This is a genomic window from Proteus vulgaris, from assembly GCF_016239305.1.
Classification (GTDB): Bacteria; Pseudomonadota; Gammaproteobacteria; order Enterobacterales; family Enterobacteriaceae; genus Proteus; species Proteus vulgaris_C.
In genome coordinates this window covers 80,367-107,221 of record NZ_JAEHOQ010000015.1, presented here as the reverse complement: position 1 = coordinate 107,221, position 26,855 = coordinate 80,367, and the positions used below count along the sequence as shown (strand labels likewise).

General features: G+C 34.9%; 25 protein-coding genes. 9 read left to right on the top strand and 16 right to left on the bottom strand.

Annotation, left to right across the window (positions count from 1 at the left end; genetic code table 11):
• The first annotated feature begins 705 nt into the window (after positions 1–705).
• Positions 706–1,197, top strand: a complete 492-nt coding sequence (locus tag JEP40_RS12255) for a DUF4822 domain-containing protein (RefSeq protein ID WP_198623779.1) — start codon at positions 706–708, stop codon at positions 1,195–1,197.
• A 150-nt stretch (positions 1,198–1,347) separates the two neighbouring features.
• On the opposite strand, the gene JEP40_RS12250 is transcribed toward JEP40_RS12255, so the two are convergent.
• Entirely contained in the window at positions 1,348–2,484 is a 1,137-nt protein-coding gene (locus JEP40_RS12250; RefSeq protein WP_198623778.1) for an AAA family ATPase, read from the bottom strand.
• Entirely contained in the window at positions 2,481–3,185 is a 705-nt protein-coding gene (locus JEP40_RS12245) for an RNA ligase family protein (RefSeq protein WP_198623777.1), read from the bottom strand. The genes JEP40_RS12250 and JEP40_RS12245 overlap by 4 nt, the downstream gene beginning before the upstream one ends.
• Positions 3,186–3,434: 249 nt before the next feature.
• On the opposite strand from JEP40_RS12245, the gene JEP40_RS12240 reads away from it, so the two are divergent.
• Positions 3,435–4,223, top strand: coding sequence for a glucose 1-dehydrogenase (locus JEP40_RS12240; RefSeq protein WP_198623776.1), 789 nt, complete (start codon positions 3,435–3,437; stop codon positions 4,221–4,223).
• A 68-nt stretch (positions 4,224–4,291) separates the two neighbouring features.
• Here JEP40_RS12240 and JEP40_RS12235 read toward each other — a convergent pair whose 3' ends face one another.
• Together JEP40_RS12235 and JEP40_RS12230 are read right to left on the bottom strand one after the other, a co-directional pair.
• Complete coding sequence (locus JEP40_RS12235) at positions 4,292–4,855, bottom strand: YiiX/YebB-like N1pC/P60 family cysteine hydrolase (RefSeq protein WP_198623775.1); 564 nt, start codon at positions 4,853–4,855, stop codon at positions 4,292–4,294.
• Positions 4,852–5,259: a DUF4878 domain-containing protein gene (locus JEP40_RS12230; protein WP_198623774.1), complete on the bottom strand. Its 408-nt coding sequence runs from the start codon at positions 5,257–5,259 to the stop codon at positions 4,852–4,854. Before JEP40_RS12230 ends, JEP40_RS12235 begins: the two co-directional genes overlap by 4 nt.
• An 818-nt stretch (positions 5,260–6,077) precedes the next feature.
• Between JEP40_RS12230 and JEP40_RS12225 the strand changes: the two genes are divergently transcribed.
• Positions 6,078–6,335, top strand: a complete 258-nt coding sequence (locus tag JEP40_RS12225) for a hypothetical protein (protein WP_109407689.1) — start codon at positions 6,078–6,080, stop codon at positions 6,333–6,335.
• Positions 6,336–6,445: 110 nt separating this feature from the next.
• Positions 6,446–7,138, top strand: coding sequence for an XRE family transcriptional regulator (locus JEP40_RS12220; protein WP_198623773.1), 693 nt, complete (start codon positions 6,446–6,448; stop codon positions 7,136–7,138).
• A 21-nt stretch (positions 7,139–7,159) separates the two neighbouring features.
• Here the strand turns inward: JEP40_RS12220 and JEP40_RS12215 are convergent, their stop codons facing one another.
• The 4 genes from JEP40_RS12215 to JEP40_RS12200 form a co-directional block, all read right to left on the bottom strand.
• The gene (locus tag JEP40_RS12215) at positions 7,160–7,786 is read right to left on the bottom strand and encodes an ABC transporter ATP-binding protein (protein WP_198623772.1); all 627 of its coding nucleotides are present in this window, start codon (positions 7,784–7,786) and stop codon (positions 7,160–7,162) included.
• Entirely contained in the window at positions 7,780–8,556 is a 777-nt protein-coding gene (locus JEP40_RS12210) for an ABC transporter permease (protein WP_198623771.1), read from the bottom strand. The genes JEP40_RS12215 and JEP40_RS12210 overlap by 7 nt, the downstream gene beginning before the upstream one ends.
• A 99-nt stretch (positions 8,557–8,655) precedes the next feature.
• Complete coding sequence (gene modA, locus JEP40_RS12205; protein WP_198623770.1) at positions 8,656–9,411, bottom strand: molybdate ABC transporter substrate-binding protein; 756 nt, start codon at positions 9,409–9,411, stop codon at positions 8,656–8,658.
• 253 nt (positions 9,412–9,664) lie between these two features.
• On the bottom strand, positions 9,665–10,648 hold the full coding sequence (locus JEP40_RS12200) for a sugar-binding transcriptional regulator (protein ID WP_198623769.1): 984 nt from the start codon (positions 10,646–10,648) through the stop codon (positions 9,665–9,667).
• Positions 10,649–11,019: 371 nt separating this feature from the next.
• On the opposite strand from JEP40_RS12200, the gene cutA reads away from it, so the two are divergent.
• Entirely contained in the window at positions 11,020–11,328 is a 309-nt protein-coding gene (gene cutA, locus JEP40_RS12195) for a divalent-cation tolerance protein CutA (protein WP_198623768.1), read from the top strand.
• A 389-nt stretch (positions 11,329–11,717) separates the two neighbouring features.
• Positions 11,718–11,951: a stationary-phase-induced ribosome-associated protein gene (gene sra / locus JEP40_RS12190; protein WP_198623767.1), complete on the top strand. Its 234-nt coding sequence runs from the start codon at positions 11,718–11,720 to the stop codon at positions 11,949–11,951.
• A gap of 122 nt (positions 11,952–12,073) precedes the next feature.
• On the opposite strand, the gene JEP40_RS12185 is transcribed toward sra, so the two are convergent.
• On the bottom strand, positions 12,074–13,129 hold the full coding sequence (locus tag JEP40_RS12185) for a DNA polymerase beta superfamily protein (RefSeq protein WP_198623766.1): 1,056 nt from the start codon (positions 13,127–13,129) through the stop codon (positions 12,074–12,076).
• Positions 13,113–13,892: a DNA polymerase beta superfamily protein gene (locus tag JEP40_RS12180; protein WP_198623765.1), complete on the bottom strand. Its 780-nt coding sequence runs from the start codon at positions 13,890–13,892 to the stop codon at positions 13,113–13,115. Before JEP40_RS12180 ends, JEP40_RS12185 begins: the two co-directional genes overlap by 17 nt.
• A 146-nt stretch (positions 13,893–14,038) precedes the next feature.
• On the opposite strand from JEP40_RS12180, the gene JEP40_RS12175 reads away from it, so the two are divergent.
• Both JEP40_RS12175 and JEP40_RS12170 read left to right on the top strand, forming a co-directional pair.
• On the top strand, positions 14,039–14,632 hold the full coding sequence (locus tag JEP40_RS12175) for a hypothetical protein (protein ID WP_198623764.1): 594 nt from the start codon (positions 14,039–14,041) through the stop codon (positions 14,630–14,632).
• 262 nt (positions 14,633–14,894) lie between these two features.
• On the top strand, positions 14,895–15,518 hold the full coding sequence (locus JEP40_RS12170) for a helix-turn-helix domain-containing protein (RefSeq protein WP_232799267.1): 624 nt from the start codon (positions 14,895–14,897) through the stop codon (positions 15,516–15,518).
• Between the two features lie 82 nt (positions 15,519–15,600).
• Here JEP40_RS12170 and guaA read toward each other — a convergent pair whose 3' ends face one another.
• Together guaA and guaB are read right to left on the bottom strand one after the other, a co-directional pair.
• On the bottom strand, positions 15,601–17,178 hold the full coding sequence (guaA, locus tag JEP40_RS12165) for a glutamine-hydrolyzing GMP synthase (protein WP_115349943.1): 1,578 nt from the start codon (positions 17,176–17,178) through the stop codon (positions 15,601–15,603).
• A gap of 83 nt (positions 17,179–17,261) precedes the next feature.
• Entirely contained in the window at positions 17,262–18,728 is a 1,467-nt protein-coding gene (guaB, locus tag JEP40_RS12160; protein ID WP_198623763.1) for an IMP dehydrogenase, read from the bottom strand.
• A gap of 169 nt (positions 18,729–18,897) precedes the next feature.
• On the opposite strand from guaB, the gene xseA reads away from it, so the two are divergent.
• On the top strand, positions 18,898–20,280 hold the full coding sequence (gene xseA / locus JEP40_RS12155; RefSeq protein WP_198623762.1) for an exodeoxyribonuclease VII large subunit: 1,383 nt from the start codon (positions 18,898–18,900) through the stop codon (positions 20,278–20,280).
• A gap of 109 nt (positions 20,281–20,389) precedes the next feature.
• Here xseA and JEP40_RS12150 read toward each other — a convergent pair whose 3' ends face one another.
• The 4 genes from JEP40_RS12150 to JEP40_RS12135 all read right to left on the bottom strand — a co-directional run bounded on the left by JEP40_RS12150 (position 20,390) and on the right by JEP40_RS12135 (position 26,695).
• A complete protein-coding gene (locus JEP40_RS12150) occupies positions 20,390–22,633 on the bottom strand; it encodes a TonB-dependent receptor (RefSeq protein WP_198623761.1) in 2,244 nt (747 codons plus the stop codon).
• A 167-nt stretch (positions 22,634–22,800) separates the two neighbouring features.
• Entirely contained in the window at positions 22,801–24,969 is a 2,169-nt protein-coding gene (locus tag JEP40_RS12145) for a S9 family peptidase (protein ID WP_198623760.1), read from the bottom strand.
• 28 nt (positions 24,970–24,997) lie between these two features.
• Entirely contained in the window at positions 24,998–25,780 is a 783-nt protein-coding gene (locus JEP40_RS12140) for an energy transducer TonB family protein (RefSeq protein WP_232799266.1), read from the bottom strand.
• A 45-nt stretch (positions 25,781–25,825) separates the two neighbouring features.
• Positions 25,826–26,695 carry a ChaN family lipoprotein gene (locus tag JEP40_RS12135; protein ID WP_198623758.1) on the bottom strand — a complete coding sequence of 290 codons (870 nt, stop codon included), beginning with the start codon at positions 26,693–26,695 and terminating at the stop codon, positions 25,826–25,828.
• Positions 26,696–26,855 lie beyond the last annotated feature (160 nt).

The window sequence follows — 26,855 nt, the reverse complement described above, 5'->3', positions numbered from 1 at the left end:
GGTTACAAAAAAATAATTTTATCTTTATACAAAAAAACAGTAATAATGCTTAAATTAAACACAATTTAATTGAATCGAACAATGCATTAATTATTTTTACCATCATCATTTTTACAATGTTCTTATAATAAAAAAATTTAATCATTATATTGGAAGTAAAATGGCTCTCTCTCTCTAAATTAGCGACATTTAGTTAAGAAATACAAAAGCAATGACTAAAACACGCTCAATATTCATTTTCCATTTTTGTGATCTTGATAACATTAAGTTAGATAGCGAAATTCTTTTTTAGGCAAACTAAAACTTATTTTTTGGCTTTATTCTTTTTCTAGCAATTTTTTATCAAAAAAAACCATTATACTTTGTCTATTTAATACATTATTTAGTCAAACTTTAACTTTGTTTTGTAAATCAAAGGGAATTTTTATTTTTTTCATTTGCCATCAACGAAGACTATTAATTTTTTACACGCTCAGTTTGAAGCAAATATAGCTAACACAAGAACAAAAGCAGAGAATAAGATTGAAAAAATTAAAAAACACGATATTTATCACTAATTATTTTTGTCAGTTAATCTTTTTATCAGAAACATTTTGACATAATTCCTTTCTCGCACTTCATCCATTTTATGCCTAAATTTATACATACCGTCAGACACAATATAAACTCCTGACAAAAAGTACAACGTAAAATAAGGATATATAAATGAAAATAAAATCACTTATCGCAATCTCATTATTAAGCGCTAGTTTTTCTCTTTTTGCCACAGAGAGTTCAACATCATCCGCTAACATGCAAGCTCAAGGTGTTATTCAATCTCAAAAAGAGCTGAATAACTATGAGAAACTCATGATAGAAAAAGTCTGGGTAACAACTGATGCAATTGATGAAAAAGGCAATAAAACAGACGCCGATAATACCCAGGTGAGTAATTATTTTGGCCTTGCTGAATATTATCCTAATGGCACATTTATTATGTTTACACCGGAAGGTAAACAAAAAATGCAAGGCGATTGGTCAATGTCAGATGATGGTAAGATACGTACCTTAGTAGCTAAAGATACTGAAGGTAAAACATTATTTACCCGTGATGTAGAAAATATCACGATTAAAAACGATGAATATACTTACCGTATTTATCCAAACGCAGAAGATCGCAACACCTATTTCGATATTGTGCATCATATTAAAAAATAAATTTAATACGTTGTTTTACCTGCCAATAAATCCCTCATAAATAAGAAAAAGGGCTATTTTGTAGAAACAAAATAGCCCTTACTTTATGGTTATAACGTATTTCTCATGTAATTATTTGAATAACGCTAAACACCAAACTAGCAGACTAAATTAAAGCAATGTTTGCGATTTTCCACCAATCCAATAAATTACTTTATGTGCTTCTTCTGGTGTTGGAACTTCTAATTTACTTAACATACGATCCATCACTTTGATAGGCACCGTTGCATTCCTTGCACTATTTTGTTTTTGCCATTGAGCATAAGGCACTTCAATGTAAACCAGTGTTATTTTTGCATTATAACGATAAAACAAAGAGATCAGCTGATCTCGCATTTTTCTTGTAATATTCGTAGCATTCCAAACAAAAGGTTTATGCTCTCGTAAATAAACTCGAGCTTGCTCTTTTGCTTGTTGCACTATCCAACCATTAGCATCTCGATTATCGGGTTTAATATTATGTTGGCGACGTAGCTCATCTAAACTCACGATAGGAATATCTGCACAATATTGGTGAATATAGGTATCTTTTCCCATACCAGGTAACCCACACAGTACCGTAACGTCACTCCCTTTTTCAGGATAAGGCTCATAATTACAATCAGTACTATTTTCTGTATAAAAATAGTGAAAACAGGCTTTGTTTGAAACAAATGGAGCAGGTTTACGCCAACAATTTAACTCTTCACAATAAAGTGTAAATAACGTAATTTTGTCAAAAAGCCCTTGTTTATCATCACAATCTCGTCCTAAAACATCCGCTTTAGCCAGTAAGGCTAGCAAATAACAATCTACTCTTAACGATGCTTCAAGTAATGCTTTTTTAGGATCTGGTTTATCCATTACCCACAAAGGTAATCCATGAAAACGAACTAAAGCAACAATTTGCTCTCTATCGGCAAAATTTAAGGGTACTTTTTCGTAGAGAAAACGTCTCGTTGTTAATTCACCTTTACGCGCATGGCCCGGTGAAATAATACGTCCCCCTTCTTCTTTTGTTGTAGAACGCTTTTCTACATCATGAAGAAGTGCCGAGATCCATAAAATTTGTTGCTCTCTTTCTGTCAGGGTTACATATTCAGGTAATGATTTAACTGAATTGATTACTCTTTGTGTATGTATCGCCACATCACCTTCTGCATGATGAATGGGATCTTGTATAACACCCGCCATATCACTAATTTCATCATACAGTTCACAAAGGTGTTCCCATGACATTTCAGCGTGTAATTTCTTATGAAGCATCATTGAGACTCCTGTGTTTTTTCCCAAATTAACGGTGCACGTCGCCAATTTTTTTTCCAATGAACATCCGTTTTTACATGATCTTTTCTGACATATTTAAAAACACGATGAGAAAAATCATTTAAAGAAAATGACTGTGCATCTCGCGTAACAATACCTTCCATTGGGCTTGGCTTTTGCGTTAAAACATCTTGAGATTGAAAAAAACTTGCCTGTTTTGCTTGTGAAACAATCATATTTTCAAACTCTGTTTTATCCTGACATTCAGGCAGTTTAATTTCTGGCACAGTAGGAAGGTCAAACAGAGAAGCATAAAACTGCACTTCTTCCCAACCTAGCCATTTATCTTTATAACGAACCGCAAACACATAGAAATATTCTTCTAAGTGTGCATATTCAATAGAATGAATGGCATATAGATTTTCACCAAAAATATCTAACTCACCTAAATCGTTTTTCATCATTTGCCAACGCTGGCGTAATTGAGAAGTCCATGCCGATTGTGTCGGTGTGGCATGAGAGCGCGCAAAAACTCCCATTTTATTTAGGCAATTATTTTCTCCATCCAACTTTTCGGTATGGATAAGATGTTTTATTTGGCAAATATCCTGCCACCATTGCGCATTTATACGATCGTCGTTTGTTGTGCCCGGTGAAAAAGGATAGTGATAGGTTCTATCATATTTTTGTGATTGATTATTCATTATTTGTACTCATTAAGTAACAGAGGTTCTACCAAATTTAAATAGTTATTCGGTAAGTGAATTTTCTGTTTTTGCACGATTCCTTCAGTGCCTTAATGCGTATTACATAATAACAACCTACAATAAAGAGAAGTGGAAAATAAATAGTTGGTTATATTAACCTCAAGCTTAATAGAGTGCTAGATAAATAATCCTTTTACCACTTATATTATTTTTTGCTTAATTTTAAAATCGAATATCGGAGGATGTATGTACAACGATCTTCAAGGAAAAGTTGCTGTCGTTACAGGTTCATCAAGAGGAATTGGTGCCGCTGTTGTATCACGACTAATCACAGAAGGAATGAATGTCGTCATTAATTATCATTCTGATGAAAAAGAAGCCCAATGCCTTGCTAATGATTTAAATCAATTAAACTTAGGCAAAGCTATTATTTTTGGGGGAGATATCAGTGACGAAGATGTTGCTCATAACTTTATTTATTGTGCGATAAACCATTTTGGTAGGCTCGATCTTCTTGTTAATAATGCAGGAATTGAAAATCAAACACCTTCTCATGCTATTAATTTAGCCGATTGGCGTAAAATTATTGATGTGAATTTAACGAGCTACTTTCTTACTGCTCGCTCAGCACTAAAATATTTTGTAGAAAATAAAATTCAAGGCAATATCATTAACATGTCTTCTGTTCATGAAATTATTCCTTGGCCAACTTTTGCAAGTTATGCTGCAAGTAAAGGTGGAGTCAGAATGTTGACTCAATCTCTCGCTCTTGAATATGCAAACCACGGTATTAGAATTAATTCGATTGGCCCTGGAGCAATAAATACGCCTATCAATCAAGAAAAAATGCAAGACGATATTCTTCGTGAAGAATTAGAAGATATGATCCCGATGAAATACGCGGCTGAACCAGAAGTCGTTGCTAATGTAGCCGCTTGGTTAGCATCCGAACAATCAACCTATATTACAGGGCAGACTATTTTTATTGACGGTGGAATGACCCTTTATTCCTCTTTTCAGGGTGGTAAAGGTTAACGCTAATTAGCAATAAAATTCCCACTTTTCGGTTCCTATCATAACTCAAAAGTGGGATATGTGATTAATTACTCTCGTTCTAAATAAAGAGTAATATTTTCAGAATTAATTAAATTCTCAGGAAAAATAAGTGGAATATCTGAAATAAACGGCATATCTAATGTTTGAGTTCCCGTTGAAATAGACACTCCCGATTTTAACCATGCATCAGCAACTAATTCTGTACAATAAACCCCTTGCTTGGGATAAATACTAAAGTTTTCCCCCACGCGATTTAATGCAATTTGTACAGCATTACTTCTAGCATCTTCGCTTGCTTTTACTTGATAAAAGCGAACAGTATTAGGTTTTGCTCGACTAATAAAGAAGTCAATATTATCAATGGTAACTCCCCCTTTTATATCCATATGCTCACTCGGTGTTGAATGGATCACTTGAATACCATTATCCGAAATCCACACCATTCCTACGTGACTAAATCCACTTCTATCGACTTGCTTAATTATTTCACTAATCGCTTCATCACCTTCTCGAAAAACTAAATCACCATTTTTTAAATCAAGAGGCAAAGCGAGAGCATAAAATGCACTCGCTAAGAATAAAGCTAAAATCGTAAAAGCTCGAATGATCACTTAAGATTAACTTTCCATTTACCATCGACCTTAATCATCTCTTGTGCTTGAGTTTTTTCCACACCATCTTTTAATGCAGTTTTTAATGTCACGATCGCACTATTTTTATCTTCACTATATTCAACGCTGATAATTTCAACTTTACTCAAGCCACCTTGCTTTTTAACTTGTTTCCCTGTTTCCTCGACAATCATTTTAAATTTGCTATTAAATTGTTCAGCTCTCGGATCTCCTTCTATCTCACCTAAATGAATTAATGAAATAACTTTATCACCATTCCCTTCAGCAACCGCTTCAACAAATGCAACTGCAGTCTGACCAGGCTCATCCGTTTTATCACCACACGCTGATAGCGTTATTATTGCAAATATTAAAAATAGGGATCCCATGACTTTTTTTAACATAAATTACCCTTACCTTAGCATTTTATTTTTTGAACAATGAAATTTACACAAGATATATTCTATATCAAGATATAAGATAATTAATAAATTATTTATAATTAACTCAATAAAGAACACTGTTTTAACTTTTTCTTTGCTAAATTATACGTGATAAAAATAAATTTCGGCATATTATTATTTATTTTTGAAAAGAAATTAATTTAGAACATTCTTTTCAAAAATTCATAAAAAGAGTATTTCAAACACTCACAAATAACTAAATAATTTAAATTTGAAATAATTTAACCTATTGAATAAAAATCAATAAATTAAAGAATTCTCATTCTATTTATCTATTTTATCTTCTTTGTAAGAACTCGATTAAGGATAAAGATTAATAATACTAACATTTTTCTTTTTAAGCGTTCTTAAAAAGAAAATTATTCTCTATTTATTATGGTAATGGCTTTAATTTTGACTAGATATAATGCAATTAGTCCTAACTTATCTATTTAGAAAACATTATTTATATTAATATTTCATGAAGCATATCAACCCAATGTATGAATAACAATATTACAACATTAAATCATGTTAAAAAAAACAACCCTATTTGTTTTCACAATATATTTTCTCGTATTACTCCCTATTATTTGAGTTATTTGCTTATAACACATCACTAATAAATACAAACAAACACTAGAAAAATTGTGATCACATACACCTTTTTGCATCATTAATCCGATTTAAGACAAATAGAAACTGCTTTTTTATCAACAAATAGGTAATCTAGCTGTCTGATTTTGATGACCAAACATGAATAGTTAAAAGGATATTTTATGTTTACTTCACAGCTCATGCTGGTCGGTTACGTGTTATTGGTAAGTCCTTGTGGAAATGATTCTTGTGATGCAGTTCCTGTTACAGAAACTATTTATACTAAAGATGAATGCACAACTCGACTTAACTACTTAAAACAAAAAAGACCTGACCTTATTATTTTCTGTGGAGAAGTCTTAAGAGATCCTGATGTTACTGATGAAAATCCTTATCTCACACCACCAAACAGTGCAGATGATGTTTTCCAAATTAAGTAGTTAAACTACTCTTAATTTTATTATTAAGATAAAATACAATTTAATTTGTTTTCTTTTTACGATATACTCTTTGTACTTGAATATGTAAGGACACGTATTAGGAGTCACTAATGTCTATTGCGAAACGTACCAAAGACAAGCGCATTGCGTTAGGTTTAACACAATCAGAACTTGCTACCTTAGCAAATACCACACAGCAATCTATCGAACAGCTAGAAAGTGGTAAAACCAAACGCCCTCGTTTTTTACCTGAATTAGCAAAAGCATTAAATTGTGATTTAGCTTGGCTATTAGAAGGTGAGGAACAACCTGGTATTGCATCTGAAATTCCACCTGAAAATGAATGGCAACCTGTTAGTGAATGGGATAGCAATACCCCTTTAGGTGCTGATGAAGTAGAAATCCCTTACTTTAAAAGTATTGAACTTGCAGCTGGTGATGGTTGTTGTACTAACGAAGATCATAACGGATATAAATTGAGATTTTCAAAAAGCACATTACGCCGTTATGGCGCTTCCTCTCAAAATGTCATTTGTTTTTCTGTTTATGGCGATAGCATGTCTCCCGTTATCCCAAATGGTTCAACCGTTACTGTCGATACAGGAAATACTCGCATTATTGACGGAGGCATTTATGCTATCGAGCAAGATGCTTTATTCAGAATCAAATTACTTTATCGTCAACCCGGCGGTAAATTAATTATACGTAGCTATAACAAAGACGAATTTCCTGATGAAACAGCTGAAACAGACTCTGTCAAAATCATGGGTCGTATTATTCATTGGTCAGTCATGGCATGGTAATCAACAAATAAGAATGTAATCTCACAGTATTGAATTTTCAGTAACAATTTGTCCTTTAGACAATAAAACCGTTTTATCAGCTAATGCCCTTATTTCATGAGGCTCATGTGTGACCATAATCAACGTTATTTCCTTAGCCTTTAAGGAGTCGATTAAATCCCAAAGCTGATAACGTGTTTCCCAATCCAAACTCGAAAAAGGTTCATCCAGTAGTAACAGTTTGGGTTGGCTAATAAGCGCTCTTGCCAACGCAACACGTTGCTGTTCTCCACCTGATATTTGATGTGGATAACGAGTCGCTAAATGCGCAATTCCCATTTGCCTTAAAATCTCCACCTCTTTTTCTTTGCTACGTTTTTGTTTTGCACCATATTGTGCTAACCACAGATTTTGTGTCACTGTCATAAATGGAAATAAATAAAGTCGTTGATTTAAATATCGACAAGAACGCAACCATACTGGCTGTGCATTAATATTTTCATCTGCAAGATAGATATCTCCAGAGTACGAAGTATATCCCGCTATTGCATTTAAAAGTGTTGTTTTACCGCTTCCAGATGTACCGCTTATTCCTAAGCAAGTTCCTTTCTCTACCTTTAACGAGACATCTTTTAATATACCCGATGTTAATGAACGTATCTCTAACATGATGTCTTCCTTTCTCGCTGTAAACGATGCAATGCAAATAATAAAGTGATCGCAATAGCGATAAGTACAAGCGCACAGCCTATTGCTAGCGTAAAATCACCGCTTGCGATATTTAAATAAATTGCCATTGGCAATGTTTCAGTTTTTAAGCGAGTGGCACCTGCCAACATTAAAGTGGCACCAAATTCACCTAAAGCACGAGAAAAAGCAATAATACTTCCACTCATTAATGCTGACCAACAAAGAGGTATTTCAACAAGAAAAAATGTTTTTGTTGGTGTTAATCCTAAGTTTTGTGCAGTTTGAATATAAGCAGGATCAACAGATTTAAAAGCAGAAAGACTATTCCTCATAATAATTGCACTAGCGACATAAGTTTGAGCAATAATAATACCTAATGGTGAAAAAAGAGAGCGAGATAATTCAGGAAAAACACCTGTTAAAGGTCCTTGATTTCCTAACAATAATAATAATCCGATCCCGATAACTAATGGAGGAGTAACCAAAGGCAAATCTAATAACGCATCAATAAAACGATGTCCTTTAAAAGGAATTCTTGCCATTGCCCATGCAGCGGGTACACCTAAAATAATTGCCAAACATAAAGAAGTTAATGCCGTACTGAGTGACATACCAATGGCAAAATGAAATTCAGGATCAGTAATGACTTGTTTAAGCTCAACATATGAAAGTTGGCATATTAATGCGATTAATGATCCCATGATCAGAAATAACAATAAAAAAAGTGGAATTAATGCCCAACGAAACACGTTATTTCCTTTTCTAAAAATAAAATTTTTTGCTGTAATAATGAAAAAAGCCACCAGTGAGTTGGTGGCGAAAAAACACAATTTATGTGAGAAAAAAATCTATGGTTTCGAAATTACAGGAAGAAAACCATAATCAGTAAAAGCTTTTATCCCTTCTGCACGTGTAAAATAATCAGCAAGTAATTGCGCTTCTTTTGGATTTGCTGATGTTTTTAAAACTGCCAGAGTTGCTACTTCTTCAGGACTACCTTCAGGAACTGGAAGTAAAGCCAATTTATCTTGGTTTTTCATTGCATCTGCATATCCAATAATGGCAGCATCCACTTCGCCATTAAGTAAATACATAAGCAATTGTTTGATCGTTGCTGTACGTACAACTACTTTGTCACGTAATTTATCGCCTTGACCTGATGCATCAATAAGTTGTTCACCACTTTTTCCTAATGCTATAGCTTTAGCATCACCCATACCTAGCTTCAACGAACTATTTGCAAGATCTTCTAGCGTTTTAATATCGCCCACTTTATCTTTACGTACAGCAATTACGGGAATATGGCGAACAATAGAATATTGGTTAACAACCTGCCCCTCTTTATCTAACTTTTCCACATAATCTTGTGAACCGGGAAAGAATAGATCCCCCTGCTTAGTTAAATTAAAACGTGTTAATATTTGACCTGAACCGCCATACTCAATAGTGACTTTATTTCCAGTTTCTTTTTCAAATACAGTAACAACTTGTTCTACTGGTTGTTTTAAACCAGCACCAGCATAAAGATGAAGCTCTGCTGCAAGTGTATTATGACAAATTAATCCTAGTGCTAGCCCTAAGCTAGCTAGTAATTGGCGTCTCATAAAATCGGTAACCCTAACTATCGCTATATAATTTTTTATATAATGATTGATATGAAAGTTTAAGGCAAGAGGCACATATAAAAAAAGAGAAAAATGTTAACAACTTATCATTTTTACCCTTTTATTTATCTGTGAGTTTTACAAAAGAAACTGATCAAAATAAACACTTCAATATATTCATTTTTATCAGAAAGAAGCAGATTATAAAATGATGGTTCGCCAACAAATCCCCGCATTAACGAGGATTTTATTATTAGCTTTCTAACTCTAATAATGCCAAGGCCGTTACTTCATCAATAACAATATCAGTCGCGTAGCCTCCTTTTATCGCTCCTATTGTTGCTTGAATATTTTCTACGCCTCCGGCGATAAAGAGTCGCTGTGGTATTTGTCTTAACTGAGCTAAGCTTATTCCCATTATCCTAAGGTCAATATCAGAAACCAGAGGATTTCCTTGCGCATCATAAAAACGTCCACAAATCACACCCACAGCACCCAAATCACGATATTGCGCCATTTCACTGCTAGTTAATACACCGGTTGTCACCAGAGGATTATCATCAAGTGTATTCCCCACAACAAAAAGTGCCTTATTACATTGATTTAGCGCTGAAAAATTACGCCTAATAATAGGCTCAGCTTGTAGCTCCATTGCTAAACGTGCACTCGAAACGACAGCGGGCACATGTAAATTAATACTGCATCCTGATAATTTATTTGCGATTAACGCAGCAGCTTCTGCCGTTTTAAAATCAGGTTGTGGTGCGACAGCACCTATCATTTGTAGTACGGTGACATTCTTTAGTGATTTGGGTGGAAGATAATTACCTAACTTATAAATTGTTCGTCCCCAAGCGACACCTAAAATGTCATCATCACCCATTATTTGAAAAAGATACATCGCGCCTGCTTTCGCTAATCTTTCTCTGTTCATATTTAATGTATGTTGCGATTTATTTTTTTCTTCATCAGGTAAAATAAGCACATTATTAAGATCGAATTTTGCTTTTATTCTGATTGCATAATCAATCGTAGAAAATACTGATGAATCTAAGCTAATATTTACGAATCCTTTTTCTCTAGCTAAATGCAAATATTTCACGACCGTGACTCGAGAAACACCCATAATATTTGCGACTTCACTTTGACTGAGTCCGTCCTGATAGTAAAGCCATGCAGCATAGAGAACGGGATCATTATCAAATAAACTCGCGTTCTTTAGCGAATTATTATCCATTTTAAACCCCACAAATTTTTATAAATCTTTTGACTAATTAATTTATTTTATATTAGAGATATTATTGAAGATAAGAATATCTTTGCTTAAATTAAGCCTTATAACACAAATAGATACATTCTATTAATCTACTAATAATATCGGCACCCTGATATTTTTCTTTACTACAAGAACCTCATAATACGTAAAAAGCCCTTAATAATGCCGTAAACGGTTCATAACGAGAAAGTTTTTTTTGAAAATACCGTTTTATTTCGATAAAAATTAAAATATTAGCTTTAAGTTTTAAAAAGTTTTATTTTGGTAAAATTAAAATCACCCAAACCTTGTCATCAATGTTAATAAATTGATTAATACCAAAAGGAAAAACAATGATAATCGCATACTCAACTGCACCAAATGAAATGATTGCTAATGAAATCGCTCACTATCTCATCAATGCGAAACTGGTTGCCTGTGTAAATCTGATACCCCATGTAAAATCTATTTATCATTGGAAAAATGAAGTTATTGAAGATAATGAAGTACTTATGATGATTAAATCCGAAAAAAGCAAACAACACGTTTTAATTGATGCTCTAGTCGAAATACATCCTTATGACACTCCTGAGGTAATTATAATACCGATTGAAAATGGTTTTAAAGGTTATCTTAATTGGATACACCAATCATTGAATTAAAATAATGTTAGCTTTTATCGAAAGCTTTTTTAATTTTTTGTGGAAATGATAATAGTTTGTAAATAAAATGCATCTCGACATCTCAATTATTAGACTAGTAAATCCATGTTAATATTAAATATATTTTCTTATTATATATTGGATCTATTTTAAATATTTACATCTAATCAATCATCGGTATTCAATTTTTATAAAAAACATTGAATATTAGCTTATTTATGAAAAAATCATAAAAAGCAATTATTTTATATTTTCATTCTCTATTTTTTAAAAAACGAAGATAAACAGCCTTTAATGCTAACTTAATGGATTTACCAACATCTTATTCTCGTTATTATCTGCTATACTCAATACGCTTTCTCTAAATTACACATGAAAAGGAGTGAGTTGTGAAAACAAACAGAGTCGCAAGACGTATTTTAGGTTTACCTTATAATTTAAGCCGGTCTAAAAAGAAAGTGCGTTTTTCCATTATTGCCTCTACAGATGCTGAGAACTTACCTGCTGAGCTAAAAAATATGGCTCAAGTCTGTTTAAAGCAAGACTTTAGAAAAAAAGCAGAAAATAAACGTATATATATGAAGCTAACAGATGCTTATCCAGAGTATCTTGCAACTAATTAAATTTTTATACGTTAACGCTATTTTATAAATAGTTATCATATTAATTTATAACTAAATTATTAATAAATAGCATATCCCTTACATTATGTAAGGGATATTAAGTTTTTAATTAATTTATTCATCTATAGCTTATAAAGTTCTTTTCTGATATTTACTAATGCTAACTGTGCCGATTGATAATTAATTTCTTCAGGCAAACAACTTAATTTAAATGCATTTTGAATATCTCTTATCAAATTTTTGCTACGCAGTAATAATTCATCATAGCTAAATTGACCGGCTTTAATTGCTAATAATTCATCTCTATTATCACACCAAACTTTTACTTTATTTTCTTGTGCAATACCTAAAGCAACATACAACAATCTAAATGTGTGCATCATATTTTTACTATCGTAACTTCGTCCGTGATCAATATTTTGCTGGTAACGTGCATCATTACGTTGTTCAACCCACTGCCAGTAATCGTGATATTGCTTACGGTATGCACTATACCCTTCTTTATTAAAACTCAGGTAACCCTGCACTTTAGCTTCTTTTGGAATACTGCTTAACAATACATCATTGGCATTCTCTTTTTTAATGATCCCCTGAAAAAGAGAAGTCTCATCATAATACATCGCATATAAATCTTGGGCATGGGCTAATTTAACTAACCCCAGTTGATCTTGTTTCCAGTGACGGCTATCTAACCAAGTATTAACTTGTATCGTTTTTCCATTTTCAATCACATAGCAAAAATCTAGAATAGTCTTCAATTGCTTTTCGACTGGATTGACAATCTTTTTATTTAACCCTTGAGATTTCTTAATTTGTCCCTCAGCGTAATGCACAAATGTTTGAATACAGGTTTTAGATAAAAACCACTCTGGCTTTATTAATGACATTAATGGATGTCGATAAATAATGACTTGTTCTGGTGAATTCAATAATTCTAAAATATTTGGATTAGAAGCACATAAAAGTTCAATAAATCGACCAAGCTCATAATAAACTATATCATTGGTTTTATTGCTAACTTGTGGTGTGTATTCCAATCCATAGAAAAGATCTTTAGGAAGGTAAAACACACCTTTAATATCTGTATCAGATGTTTCTGTCGCAAGATTATGCGAACGGCTTCCTGCAATGCTTTCAAATAAGAGGTAAGGCTTTATATCTTCAATTGTCAGTTTCATCTAATTTTTTCCTAAACCAATTATTTAAAACATCGTTGTCTGGTGTTTCTCGCTTTGCTAATTGCACATCTGTTTCTTGCCATAAAAAAATGATTAGATGTTGCATAATCTCCGTTGGTATCCAAGTAAAATGCTCATCTTTATCTGATTTAAATTCTACTAATTCGTGGATAGTCTTTTGTTCTTCAACGGATAGGATTTTTATCAATTTATTTAGCTCCATAGGCGGGATATCACCTGTTTTTACTGTCCAATAAGCCGATAGGAGAGAGCGTAATAAATAGAACCATTTTTTTAATTTTATAGATTTTGTATCAGCTTCATTTCTTATTTTATCTTTTGGAGAATAGCCACTCACAACTTTAGCTATTCCTCTATAATGATGAACAATTACTTTTGGCTGGTAATAGAGTGTTGCCAGTTCAAATAACTCTTTTTTAATATTAGGATATTGTCGATAAATTATTGGCGATTGGAGCCACTCTAATAATATACAGTTCGATTTTCGTAATAAATGTAGTGCTTTGGTAATATCCCAAGCACCTACATCAAACCAACTATTTTCTATCCATTCGAAAGTTTCTTTAGGTTTATCGATAGAAAGATAAGCATTACGCGGGCGTATAAAAATACCTCGTACATCGTAATCACTATCTGTTGAGGCAAATCCCCAAGCCCGACTTCCGCTTTCTGCAACATAAAGTAATTTAACTTGATGCTCTTGTTCTATTTGCGGTAATTTTTTTAATATCTCATTATGCATGATGTCCTTATCTCCTTATTGTTGCTTTTTCTGTTAATTTACATCTTAATGTTAAGATCCTATGGTTATAACATACACATAAACCAATACAAACTTGACCAAAACTTTATTTTATCCATGTGTAATTAGAAGGATTATAAATTAAAATGATAAGCTCACAACAAGCACAGGATATCATTCTTAATCACTGTCATTCATCATCTATCGATAAACGATTTGCTATTTATTTTTGTGAATTATCGCCTAAACAAGATTTTTGGATAATTCGTTGCAATTCTGAACGTTATGTTATTTATAATCAGCTAGAACATTGTTATGTTGGTGTAAATGCCTATTTAGTAGATACTTCTACAGGTGAAATTAATATTGTTGGTAGTGGAGAGAGTGTTGAGGATTTTCTACAAGATATCTATGATGCCCGAACTGCAAGTGGTCAATTTTATCTTCTTCGCCCTACTTTTTCCAAAGAAAACAAAATCGCATTACTTCATTTAAAACAGTGGATAGGATGCGGATATACTGATGCTATAAATTTACTCACCATTAATAAAAATTGGTTTACTAGTAAACGTCGTTATTTACAATATATACAAGTATTATTAGATAAAAGGGATATTAAAACTGAGATTATTTTATCGGATAAAATCAACGGTATAGTTGTTATTCATAACAATATATGGTTTGAAGAAGATATTAGAAAAGAATTAAGGAAGGTTATTGATGTTGGAGATCCACATTAATAAATCTCATTATTTTCCAGCTATATGAAATGTATTAGATCCAGTAATTATTCTTTACACGATGTCGCAATATATGTTCTATTTCAAGGTTTTGTTGAGTCAGAAGACTATCTGTTTTAAAATAAAAAAATATATAATTATAAAGATTAGCTACTAAATTAAATTTTAATCATATTCAAAACACTATAGATAAAAATAACCAAAATAGTAATATTTAACTACAAAATATCCATTTGTAATTTTTTATCTATCGGAGTTCTCTATGAACACTAACGATATAAGAAGTATTGCAGAAATAAGAAAAAATAATTTGATTTATATTCTTGAACATCATTATAAAGGAAAGCAAAAGAAACTTGCTGAAGCATTAGGTGTAGCACCGAGTATGATATCTCGTTACCTGTCACCAAAAGACTTAAAAAGTCATCGTGAACTTACCGATCCCATGTCACGAAAAATTGAATATATAACTAAGATTAGCAAATATTGGATGGACATAGACCATTTGAAAGAAGGTTATGCGGAATCAGAAAAAGAAGAATATATTCCAACAGAAATCGGTAATATCCTTTCAGATAACATCTCTACATTCATGTTAAATGATGGTATCAAGTCAAGAATTAAACTCTCCGTTGACTCAGGTCTTGCGCAATCAACGGTTAACCGTATTATTAATTGTGAATCAAGTGCTACAGCTGAAAGCATTGATGCTATAGCTAAAGCAATGGATCGCCAAGCTTATGAATTATTAATCCCTAAGAATGATAAAGGTGTTATTAATTACGATAGAAAAGCCTATTCTAAATTACCTTTAAGTGAGCAAATATCAATTCAAAACTTTATTGAATTTATTATTTATAAAAATAATCCTATCACTAAAGAATAGCGGTATACAAAAAAGCCACCAGTAACATACTGATGGCTCTTGGTTTTTTAACCTTTATCAACTATTGCTGATAAACGGTATTTTATTCCCACTCAATTGTTGCTGGTGGCTTACCGCTGATATCATAAACAACACGGGAAATTCCGCCCACTTCATTGATAATACGGTTAGAAACACGACCTAAGAAGTCATACGGTAAATGTGCCCAATGCGCTGTCATAAAGTCCACGGTTTCAACTGCACGTAATGAAACAACCCAGTCATATTTACGGCCATCACCCATTACACCGACTGAACGCACAGGTAAGAACACGGTAAATGCTTGGCTCACTTTATTATATAAGTCAGCTTTATGCAGTTCTTCAATAAAGATAGCATCAGCACGACGCAATAAATCACAGTACTCTTTTTTGATCTCACCTAAAACACGAACGCCTAAACCCGGTCCTGGGAATGGATGGCGATAAAGCATATCGTAAGGTAAACCTAATTCTAGGCCAATTTTACGCACTTCATCTTTAAACAGCTCTTTTAATGGTTCAACTAAACCCAGTTTCATGTCATCAGGTAAACCGCCCACATTATGGTGTGATTTAATTACATGCGCTTTGCCTGTTGCAGATGCCGCTGATTCAATTACATCTGGATAAATAGTACCTTGTGCTAACCATTTAACTTGTGGCTGTTTAAGAGCTTCTTCATCGAAAATCTCAATAAAAGAATGACCTATGATTTTACGTTTTTTCTCTGGATCACTTTCGCCTTTCAGCGCAGTCAAGAAACGATCTTCTGCTTCAACATGGATAATATTAAGGTCAAACTTACCTTTAAACATTTCCATCACTTGCTCTGCTTCATTCAGACGCAGTAAACCGTTATCAACAAATACGCAGGTTAAACGTTTACCAATTGCACGGTTTAATAGCAATGCGGTAACAGAGGAATCGACACCGCCTGATAACGCTAAAATAACGTGATCATCACCAATTTGCTCTTTTAAACGAGCAACGGTGTCTTCAATAATTGCAGCCGAAGTCCACAATGCATCACAGCCACAGATATCTAATACAAAACGTTTTAAAATCGCTAAACCTTGGTGTGTATGTGTCACTTCTGGATGGAATTGAACGCCATAGAAGCGTTTTTCTTCATTAGCCATTATAGCAAACGGGCAGGTTTCAGTGCTTGCTACTGTGATGAAATCTGAAGGGATAGCGGTTACTTTATCGCCGTGGCTCATCCATACATCTAATAATGGTTTGCCATCTTCACTTACTGAATCTTGAATATCGCGGAATAACGCACAAGTTTCACGAATTTCAACTTGTGAATAACCAAATTCACGCTCACCAGAGACTTCAACATCGCCACCTAATTGCATCGACATCGTTTGCATGCCATAACAAATACCTAATACAGGAACACCTGCATTAAATACATATTCTGGTGCACGAGGGCTGTTATCTTCTGTCGTACTTTCAGGACCACCAGACAAAATAATACCATTAGGATTAAATTCGCGAATTTGCTCTTCGGTTACATCCCATGCCCAGAGTTCACAATAAACACCGATTTCACGAATACGGCGTGCAATAAGTTGCGTATACTGTGAACCGAAATCAAGGATAAGAATGCGATGATTATGGATATTTGCTGTCATTTGTGGTGAATTCCAAAACAGATAAAGTCATAAAGTTAAAAGGCTTGATCAGTATTATTATCACAAGCCTTTCTCGGAATAAATTACATACCTAAGCGATAATTAGGTGATTCTTTTGTGATAGTAACATCATGAACATGGCTTTCCTGAATACCCGCACCACTGATACGAACGAATTCAGCTTTAGTATTTAATTCTTTAATGGTTGCGCAACCGGTTAAGCCCATGCATGAACGTAAACCACCCATTTGTTGGTGAACGATGGTTTTCAATAAGCCTTTATAAGCAACACGGCCTTCAATACCTTCTGGTACTAATTTGTCTGCAGCATTATCAGTTTGGAAGTAACGATCTGATGAACCTTTAGACATAGCGCCTAATGAACCCATACCACGATATGATTTATAAGAGCGACCTTGGAATAGTTCAATTTCACCTGGAGATTCTTCAGTACCTGCAAACATTGAACCAACCATAACGCAAGCCGCACCCGCCGCTAATGCTTTCGCGATATCACCAGAGAAACGAATACCACCATCAGCAATCACTGGAATATTGCGACCTTTTAATGCTTCAACCGCATCTGCAATAGCCGTAATTTGCGGAACACCAACACCTGTTACGATACGTGTTGTACAAATTGATCCTGGGCCGATACCTACTTTAACCGCACTTACACCAGCATCCGCTAATGCTAAAGCACCTTCTGCGGTTGCAACATTGCCACCAATAATAGGTAAGTTAGGATATAAAGCACGAGTATCGCGAATACGCTGTAGTACACCTTCAGAATGACCGTGAGAAGAGTCAATAAGTAAAACATCAACGCCAGCAGCAACTAATGCAGCCACACGCTCTTCATTACCCGCACCTGCACCAACAGCAGCACCAACACGTAAACGACCATGCTCATCTTTACAAGCATTAGGTTTGCGTTCTGCTTTTTTGAAGTCTTTTACTGTGATCATACCTTTCAGGTGGAAGTGGTTATCAACCACTAACGCTTTTTCTACACGTTTCTCATGCATTTTTTGCATAACGATATCGCGTGCTTCACCTTCTTGAACTGTCACTAAGCGTTCTTTAGGGGTCATTACCGCAGTAACAGGTTGGTCTAAATCTGTCACAAAACGAACATCACGGCCGGTAATAATACCAACTAATTCGTTATCATTAGTCACAACAGGATAACCTGCAAAGCCATTGCGTTCTGTCATTGCTTGAACTTCACGCAGAGACGTTTCTGGTGTTACGGTGATAGGATCAGTGACAACACCACTTTCATGTTTTTTCACACGGCGAACTTCTTCAGCTTGGCGTTCAATAGACATGTTTTTGTGGATAAAACCAATTCCACCTTCTTGAGCTAATGCGATAGCTAAAGGCGCTTCAGTCACAGTATCCATTGCAGCAGAAAGCATAGGAACATTTAGGCGGATTGTTTCAGTCAGTTGAGTAGACAAGTCGGCAGTATTAGGAAGAACAGTGGAGTGTGCAGGAACTAACAAAACATCATCAAATGTAAGTGCTTCTTTTTTAATTCGTAACATAGCAATATCTCACCAAGGCGGCTTTTAGGAAATAGAAAATATTGCCGCGGAATTATACACACCGTAATCGGTTGCTTCTAGCTTTTTTTCAAAATTTTTATTGATCCTGCCGCGAACTTAGGTAGTATCAATCAATTAAGTCTTTGTTTTAAAATTTGATCTGGCTCACATGACACTACCAATAAACAATAATATTTTTACTGTTAGCCGTCTAAATAAGACCGTTCGCCAATTATTAGAAATGGAAATGGGTCGCATTTGGATCAGTGCTGAAATTTCCAATTTTACTCAACCCTCTTCTGGTCACTGGTATTTTACGTTAAAAGATACTAACGCCCAAATTAGAGCAGCGATGTTTCGTGGGCAAAATAGCAAAGTTACTTTTCGCCCTCAACACGGTCAGCAAGTCTTAGTGCGTGCAACAATCACATTGTATGAGCCACGAGGTGATTACCAATTGATTGTTGAAAGTATGCAACCTGCTGGTGACGGGCTTTTACAACAACAGTTTGAGCTATTAAAACAAAAACTCAGTGCAGAAGGTTTATTTGATGCTATTCATAAAAATCCCCTGCCATCACCTGCAAAACAAATTGGTATTATCACTTCATCAACAGGCGCAGCACTACACGACATTTTAAATATCCTTCGTCGTCGTGATCCTTCTTTGCCAGTGCTTATCTATCCAACTGCTGTTCAAGGCGCTGATGCACCTATGCAAATTGTTCGTGCTATTGAACTTGCTAACCGCCGTCAAGAGTGTGATGTCTTAATTGTTGGTCGTGGCGGTGGTTCATTAGAAGATCTCTGGGCATTTAATGATGAACGCGTTGCTCGCGCTATTTTTGCCAGTGAAATTCCTATTGTAAGTGCGGTTGGTCATGAAACTGATGTGACCATAGCTGATTTTATTGCCGACCTTAGGGCGCCAACGCCTTCTGCAGCAGCAGAACTAATCAGTCGTAATAAACTTGAGCTATTGCGCCAATTGCAATCACAACAACAACGCCTTGAAATGGCAATGGATTACTATTTAGCAAAAAAATTACGCGCAATAACACAGCTTCATCATCGTTTACAGCAGCAACACCCTCATTTACGTCTTGCTCGTCAGCAAAATGTATTAGCTTCAACACAACAGCGTTTAGTTTCTAGTTTTCAACGACTATTACAAGCCAAACAACATCAACAAACACAACTACAAAAACGCCTTAATTACCAAGAGCCTAGTTCCCAAATTCAAGCATTACTTCGCCAACAACAGCTGTTGATTTACCGTATGCGAGAAAGTATTTCACAACAGCTATCTCGTCAACGTGAACAGTTCGCTATTAGTTGTTCTCGTTTAGAAAGTGTGAGTCCTCTCGCAACACTTTCTCGTGGTTACAGTATTAGTGAAACAGGGTCTGGAGAAGTACTGAAAAATACCAAACAGGTGAAAGTGGGCGATCCATTAAAAACTCGTGTTGAAGATGGTTGGATCACCAGTGAAGTGGTGAAAACACAAAAGATAAGAGCAAAACGCAAAATAACCTCTAAAAATAACGATTAGGTCAAATCGAGTAACTTAAGCTTTATATAAATACAAAAGAAAAACGGCATCAAAATAATATTGGTGCCGTTTTTTATTATTTATACTTTAAGATAATTATTACGTTATATTAAAATCGTACTTCTCCTGCAAATAGATAGCTTCTACCTCGAGCTGTTTGAGTATTACTTCCCGGCTCTTGCATAATTGGCGCTGAATTACTTCTATCAAGCGCATTAGAATAGTTTTTATTCATTAAATTATGCACTGCAAATTTCAAAGAAATATTCTTATTAATTTTGTAATTACTATAAAGATCAATAACCGTTGGGATATTATCTTGTTGCACCATAGGGACTTTACCCGTATCAAAATCAACACCTTCAGGTGAAGATTTACGCGATTTTCCTGTGATTTGGATCACAGTACCTAATTCTAGTGACTGGTCATCAAAAAAACGAACACCAGTATCAATAGAGGCATAATATTTAGGTAATTCAGAGGCAGGTGTTTGCCCAAAATCTGTGCTAGCAATTGAAGTCGGTTGAGATGTACGCTGATCGCTGTAAGAAAGGTTTGTGTAAAATACGCCTGCATCATAATTTGCTTGAAGTTCATAACCGCGTAAAGTTACAGGCTCAAGGCTATTGGTATACAGAAAAATATTGCCATCATATTCAATTCCCGCATAATCCTCATCCGTTAAAGAGCCGTCATTTTTACAACGTACACCACCTTTACAAACAAAATAAGAATCACTGGAGATGTAATCTTTAATTTTTGTGTGATACCACAATCCTTTAAATCGTAAACTGTCACCTTCAATAATTAAATCTGGGCGATAGCTATTAAAGCCAATTTGAACGGTATCGGCTTTTTCACTTTTTAAGAATGGATTCATTGAAGCACCACCTTCATTGGCAAAAAAGATCTCTTGTGAGGTAGGAGCTCTCATTGTTTGTGCATAGCTGACAAATGGCTGAAACTCAGGAATAATTTCCGCAGAAAGTAACATTCCTGGATCCCAATTTCTATCATGTCGATTGACATTCATTTCACCCTCTGGGAAGCAAGCTGCACGTGGATCACAAGCAGGTTTTCGCCCTTTAATATGATAATCGACGTAATTTAAATTGAGATCTAACGTATAAATATCGTATTCAAATTTCATCTGTGAGAAAAAGCTGGTCAAATCATTTTTTCCTTTAGGTGCAAAGGTATTATATTCAATCATATTTTGTGATTGCCACGGATCAGTAGAAGGTGCAATAACACTGCGTTTGTATTCTGTTGACATTAATTTAGAGCCAAGCATTAATGCCATATCTAATTCACCATAATTAAAACGGCTGGTATTTTTTGCCACTAATGAGTCAGATATATTTTTAGCATTTGCTTCACGCAAACTCACAAGAGAATCACCCTCAAACTTTTGTGATGCTTGACTGTGGCTAAGTAGAATTTCACTATCAAATAAATCATTTAAAGGTGTATAGCGATATTTTGCGTAATAATCTTTAGCATCAATTTTACGGCGATTAAAGTTATTGTTATAAAAACGACCACTTAATTCTAATTCATGAGAATCGTTGGGTTTAATATTTATTTTAGTAAGTTCTGAGTGTGGTCTTTGATTAAATTCTTTGCTGGTCGAAAATTCTTCACTATTAAAACCTGCACCATTTTTATAAGACGATTCTATTTTGTGTCCACTCAATGCAAGCATTGCACCAACTGTACCATTATCATTAAATAAAGAGCGTTGTCCTGCAAAAGCGATCATGCCGTTATAACCTAATCCATTAGTACCTCCAGCCGCTTTACTTCTTACCCCCCATGAATTTCCTTCAAATAAAATATCCTCGACACCAATTGTTTTAAAATTAGCGCTACCCGCTAAGGCATTTATGCTATTTTCACCATCTTGTTGACCACGAGAAATATCGATTTTAATAATAAAATTCGGATCAATCATGGTATTAAATTGATTGTAAGGTTGTGCGCCATGAGCATATTGACTAGGTGATGTGCTATACATCGTTTGCGTAACACCATCTACCATCATATTAACGCGCCCAAAACCACTAAGACCGCGAATATTAACACTCACTCCGGGTTGACTTATATCCATTTGAGTATATGTGCCCGGCGTTGATCGTAATGCTTGTTCAACAGACTCTAGATTATTAATTTCACCAATAGAACTATAAGCACCTGGTTTTCCCAATGCTTTTTGTTCTGGTGTTTCTTTTTGTGCTGCAGAAATTTTTAAGCTACTAAATTGAATCGCTTTATCTGTTTCAGATGCGATAGCAAAATGATTAACACCCGAAAATAATATAAGAGTGCTAAGTATTTTCCTTGTGAGTTTCATAATAAACCTATTCTTTCTTTTTATTAAAATAGGCTCACACTGCTTTATATAAAAAACAAAATAAGAAATAATATTATTATTGTTATATTAGATTTAAATAATAGTACTGCCTCTCATTAAGAGAGACAGTCTAATTTTATTAAATTTATTTATTATTACTTACTAACCTAATTAATATTTTGAGATTTAAAATAGACTTCAGGTTGTTCTAACATCAGAATAAAGGCATATTCTTTTGCAGTATCGCGTAAACGATTAAAACGTCCTGATTTACCACCATGTCCTGCACTCATATTGGTATCAAGTAATAACAAATTATTATCTGTTTTTAATTCACGCAATTTAGCAACCCATTTTGCCGGCTCCCAATATTGTACTTGTGAATCATGTAATCCCGTTGTAACTAATAAATGAGGATAAGCCTTAGCAACTACATTGTCGTATGGGCTATATGATTTTAAGCGGAAATAAACCTCTTTCTCTGCAGGGTTTCCCCACTCTTCATATTCCCCTGTTGTTAAAGGAATTGAAGCATCGAGCATTGTTGTCACAACATCCACAAATGGAACTTGAGATACAACACCACGGTATAATTCTGGTGCCATATTCACAACGGCCCCCATTAATAATCCACCCGCGCTACCGCCCATAGCATAAACGTGTTTAGGTGCTCCATAACCTTCGGCAATTAGATATTTAGTAGCATCAATAAAATCAGTAAAAGTATTAACTTTATGCTCCATTTTACCTTGGTTATACCAACGTTTACCTAATTCACCACCACCACGCACATGCACAATCGCATAGACGAAACCTCTGTCTAACAAACTTAAACGAGGTGAGCTAAATGAAGGATCAATGCTACTACCGTAAGAGCCATAACCATAAATTAAGATAGGATTTTCACCTTTCTTAAATAAGTCTTTGCGATAAACCAATGATACAGGAACGTCAACACCATCTTGTGCTTTTACCCAAATGCGCTCACTTTCATACAAATCACGTGCAAAGCCTTTTACTTCTTGCTGTTTAAGCAGTTGCTTTTGATGTGTTTGCATATTCCATTGATAAGTTGAAGATGGTGTTGTCATGGATGTATAACCAAAGCGAAGCTCTTCACTATCTGCTTGAGGGTTAAATCCTAACCATGCCATATAAACAGGATCGTCAAACGTAACATTAGTTGATTGACCTGTTTTCCAATCAATTTGGCGTAATGACACTAGACCTTGTTTTCTTTCTTCTACAACTAACCAGCGATTAAACAGATCAAAACCTTCTAAATCGACATCTTTTTGTGGTGCAATAACGGTTTTCCAAGGTTTATCGATTGATGCAGTTTTATAAAGACCAAATAATTCACTCTCATGATTCGAACGAATATAGAATTCACCATTAAAATGGTCAATGTCATATTCGCGCCCTTCTTGACGTGCAGAGAAGATAACCATCGGCTTTTCTGGCGCATTTGCATCAATTAAGCGAGATTCTGATGTTGTTGAACTTTCAATTGACACCAGAATGTAATCTTCAGATTTACTTTTACCCATCCATGTATAAAAACGATCGTCGCTTTCTTCAAAGATTTTAACGTCTTGCTTACGATCAGTGCCATATTGATGACGATATATTTGATAAGGTAGTAGCGTTTGTGGATCTTTATCAACATAAAAGAGTGTTTTGCTATCATTTGCCCACACTAAATTTGCCGAGATATTGGTTAACACATTCTCTTTCCATGCGTTATCCGATAACTCTTTATAGGCTACATTATAGTTTCTGCGTCCTTCTTTATCTTCAGCAATCGCTATACGTTTGTTATCAGGGCTGATAGTCAGATCACCTAATTGATAGAACTCATGCCCTTTAGCACGCTCGTTTCCATCAACAAGGACTTCCCATTCACCTTCACTATTAACTGGCTTACGCTGATAAATTGGAAAATCTTTACCTTCTTGATAAATAGTACGATAAGTATAGCCATTATAAATATAGGGTACTGACTCATCGTTTTGAGCCATACGGCTAACCATCTCATTGAAGAGTGTTTCTTCAAGGGCTTTACCTTCTTTCATCACTGATTCGGTATAAGCATTTTCAGCATTCAGATAATCAAGCACTTTAGGATCTTTGCGTGAATCATCTCGTAGCCAATAATAATTATCGGTGCGCGTATCTCCATGCTCTGTCATCACATGAGGTACTTTGTTCGCTTTTGGTGGCATCACTAGTGAGTCCTTCTGATTTTGAGCCAATGCAGGTGTTGCTGAAATTAACAATGCCATGATCGCACTCGTTAATTGCAACGTCATCCGTTTTTTTGTTGCGACTAGCATAACGTTTTATTTCCTTTTTAACCTGTTGTTAGAACGTTAGTGTAGAAAACTCAATTGGCATTTCAACTATTATTTTACCTTTCGACAATAACTCTATCGGCGGTATCGGTAAGGGTTCTGCGCGCTTGAGTACTCTTTGTGCTTCTCTATCTAAAGAACGCACGCCACTACTGAGAATTAATTCGCTCGATATGACATAACCTTGTTCATTAACAATAAAGCGCACTTTAGAAATACCCGTTCTACCTTTACTTTTTGCTTCTTCAGGATAGGCTTTATAGCGATTAAGGTGCCCTTTTGTTTTAGCTTGCCATAATGCTAATGCGCTTTCTGAACTATCCGAATCACTGTCATAATTTGCACTAACATCATTAGATTGCTGTCTCGCCGCGGAACGACTACTTGAAGGTGCTGATTGGCTAGACACATTTTCACTCATAATAGGTGCAGGTTTTACAGGAGAGGTAACAGGAGTTATTTTAGCAGCTTGCTCTACATTGACCCTTTTTTGGGGTTTTTCGATCAAAATATCAGCATTTTCATTTACAATAAGATCAGGTTGCTTTTCAGTAATATCTTGCTCTATCTTTTTTTGGCTTGCCACTGCCAGTTGTTGATCGACTCCTACAAACTTTTTTTCATCACTGAGTGCTTGTACGTTTTCACTTAAGCTCATCATTACTGCTAATTCTGGCTCTTGTATTAATACCGTATTTTCTTTATTAAGAAAAAAATAAGCCATGACAAAAATAACATGTACACCGATAGCCAAAATAAATGCTTTAGAACTACAAAGCTGAAATTTTGGCATTTGATCCATACAAGAGGAAATAAGCATAATCGTGTTATCTATAAATTAAGGTAATGCGACAGGTGTTATCCAAAGATAATCGGCATGAACTGAAGTCACATCACTTCCCTCTTCCGTCATTATCACGACAGTCACGTTTTCATTCGGCGCTAAATCAGCAACGTGTAAAGGCACACCCATTATTTTTGTGGCATGAAAAGAGCCAGCAATTAAAAGTGCAGGAATAGGAGCATTCAATAAACTTTTCGCCATTGCACGATCTCGCAATTGCTGAATAACCGTCATTTTTTCTGCTTGTGTTTTATCAAGCGCACCGCCATGAGAAAGTTCGATTGTTTTTTGAATAAGTTGACGAACAGATGCATCAGTTGAATGCACACCTTCAATAATAGGCGGATTTTTATACGCACTAGATATTTCACTGCGATCAATATTGGCTGCTAATAAAGGATAATCAGCGCTTAGCCCTGCTTTAACAATGTTGCCATACCATTTCCAGGGCCAGCCTGAATTCCATTTTAATGCTGCCATTAGGCGTTCATCTCGTAGATATTCAGAGCCTGAATAACGTTTCTTCGTACTATCAACTAATGATTGCTGGCTTGGTGTTAACATCTCGAGTAAAACAGTGCCTTGAGGGCGCTTTTTAGGCAGTTCTGTCATTAACCAATATTCAATATCATGATGATAAGCATTGTCATGTTTTTCACCTATGATCACTCGAGGTTGGCTTGCTAACCGAGTTAACAGTGTATCTGCCGTGATAGATTGCCCAGTTTGAGTATCGATAATGTTTGCCGACTGAATAATTGCCAGATCTACAGTTGATACAGGTTGCTTTTCTATCGAATGACATGCTGAAAGGCTTATTAATGAAACTAGCAGAAAGATCCTTTTTGATATTAAGAGAAACATAATCACCCATTAGTTATATATACTATATTAATATGGCCACAGATTAATGCTATTGCTAATAATTATCAATATCATTATTGTCTTTGTTTACATTTAATGCTCTGTGTAAATTTTTAAGTATAAAAAAAGCGCCTTGGAAAAGGCGCCTTCTTATATAACT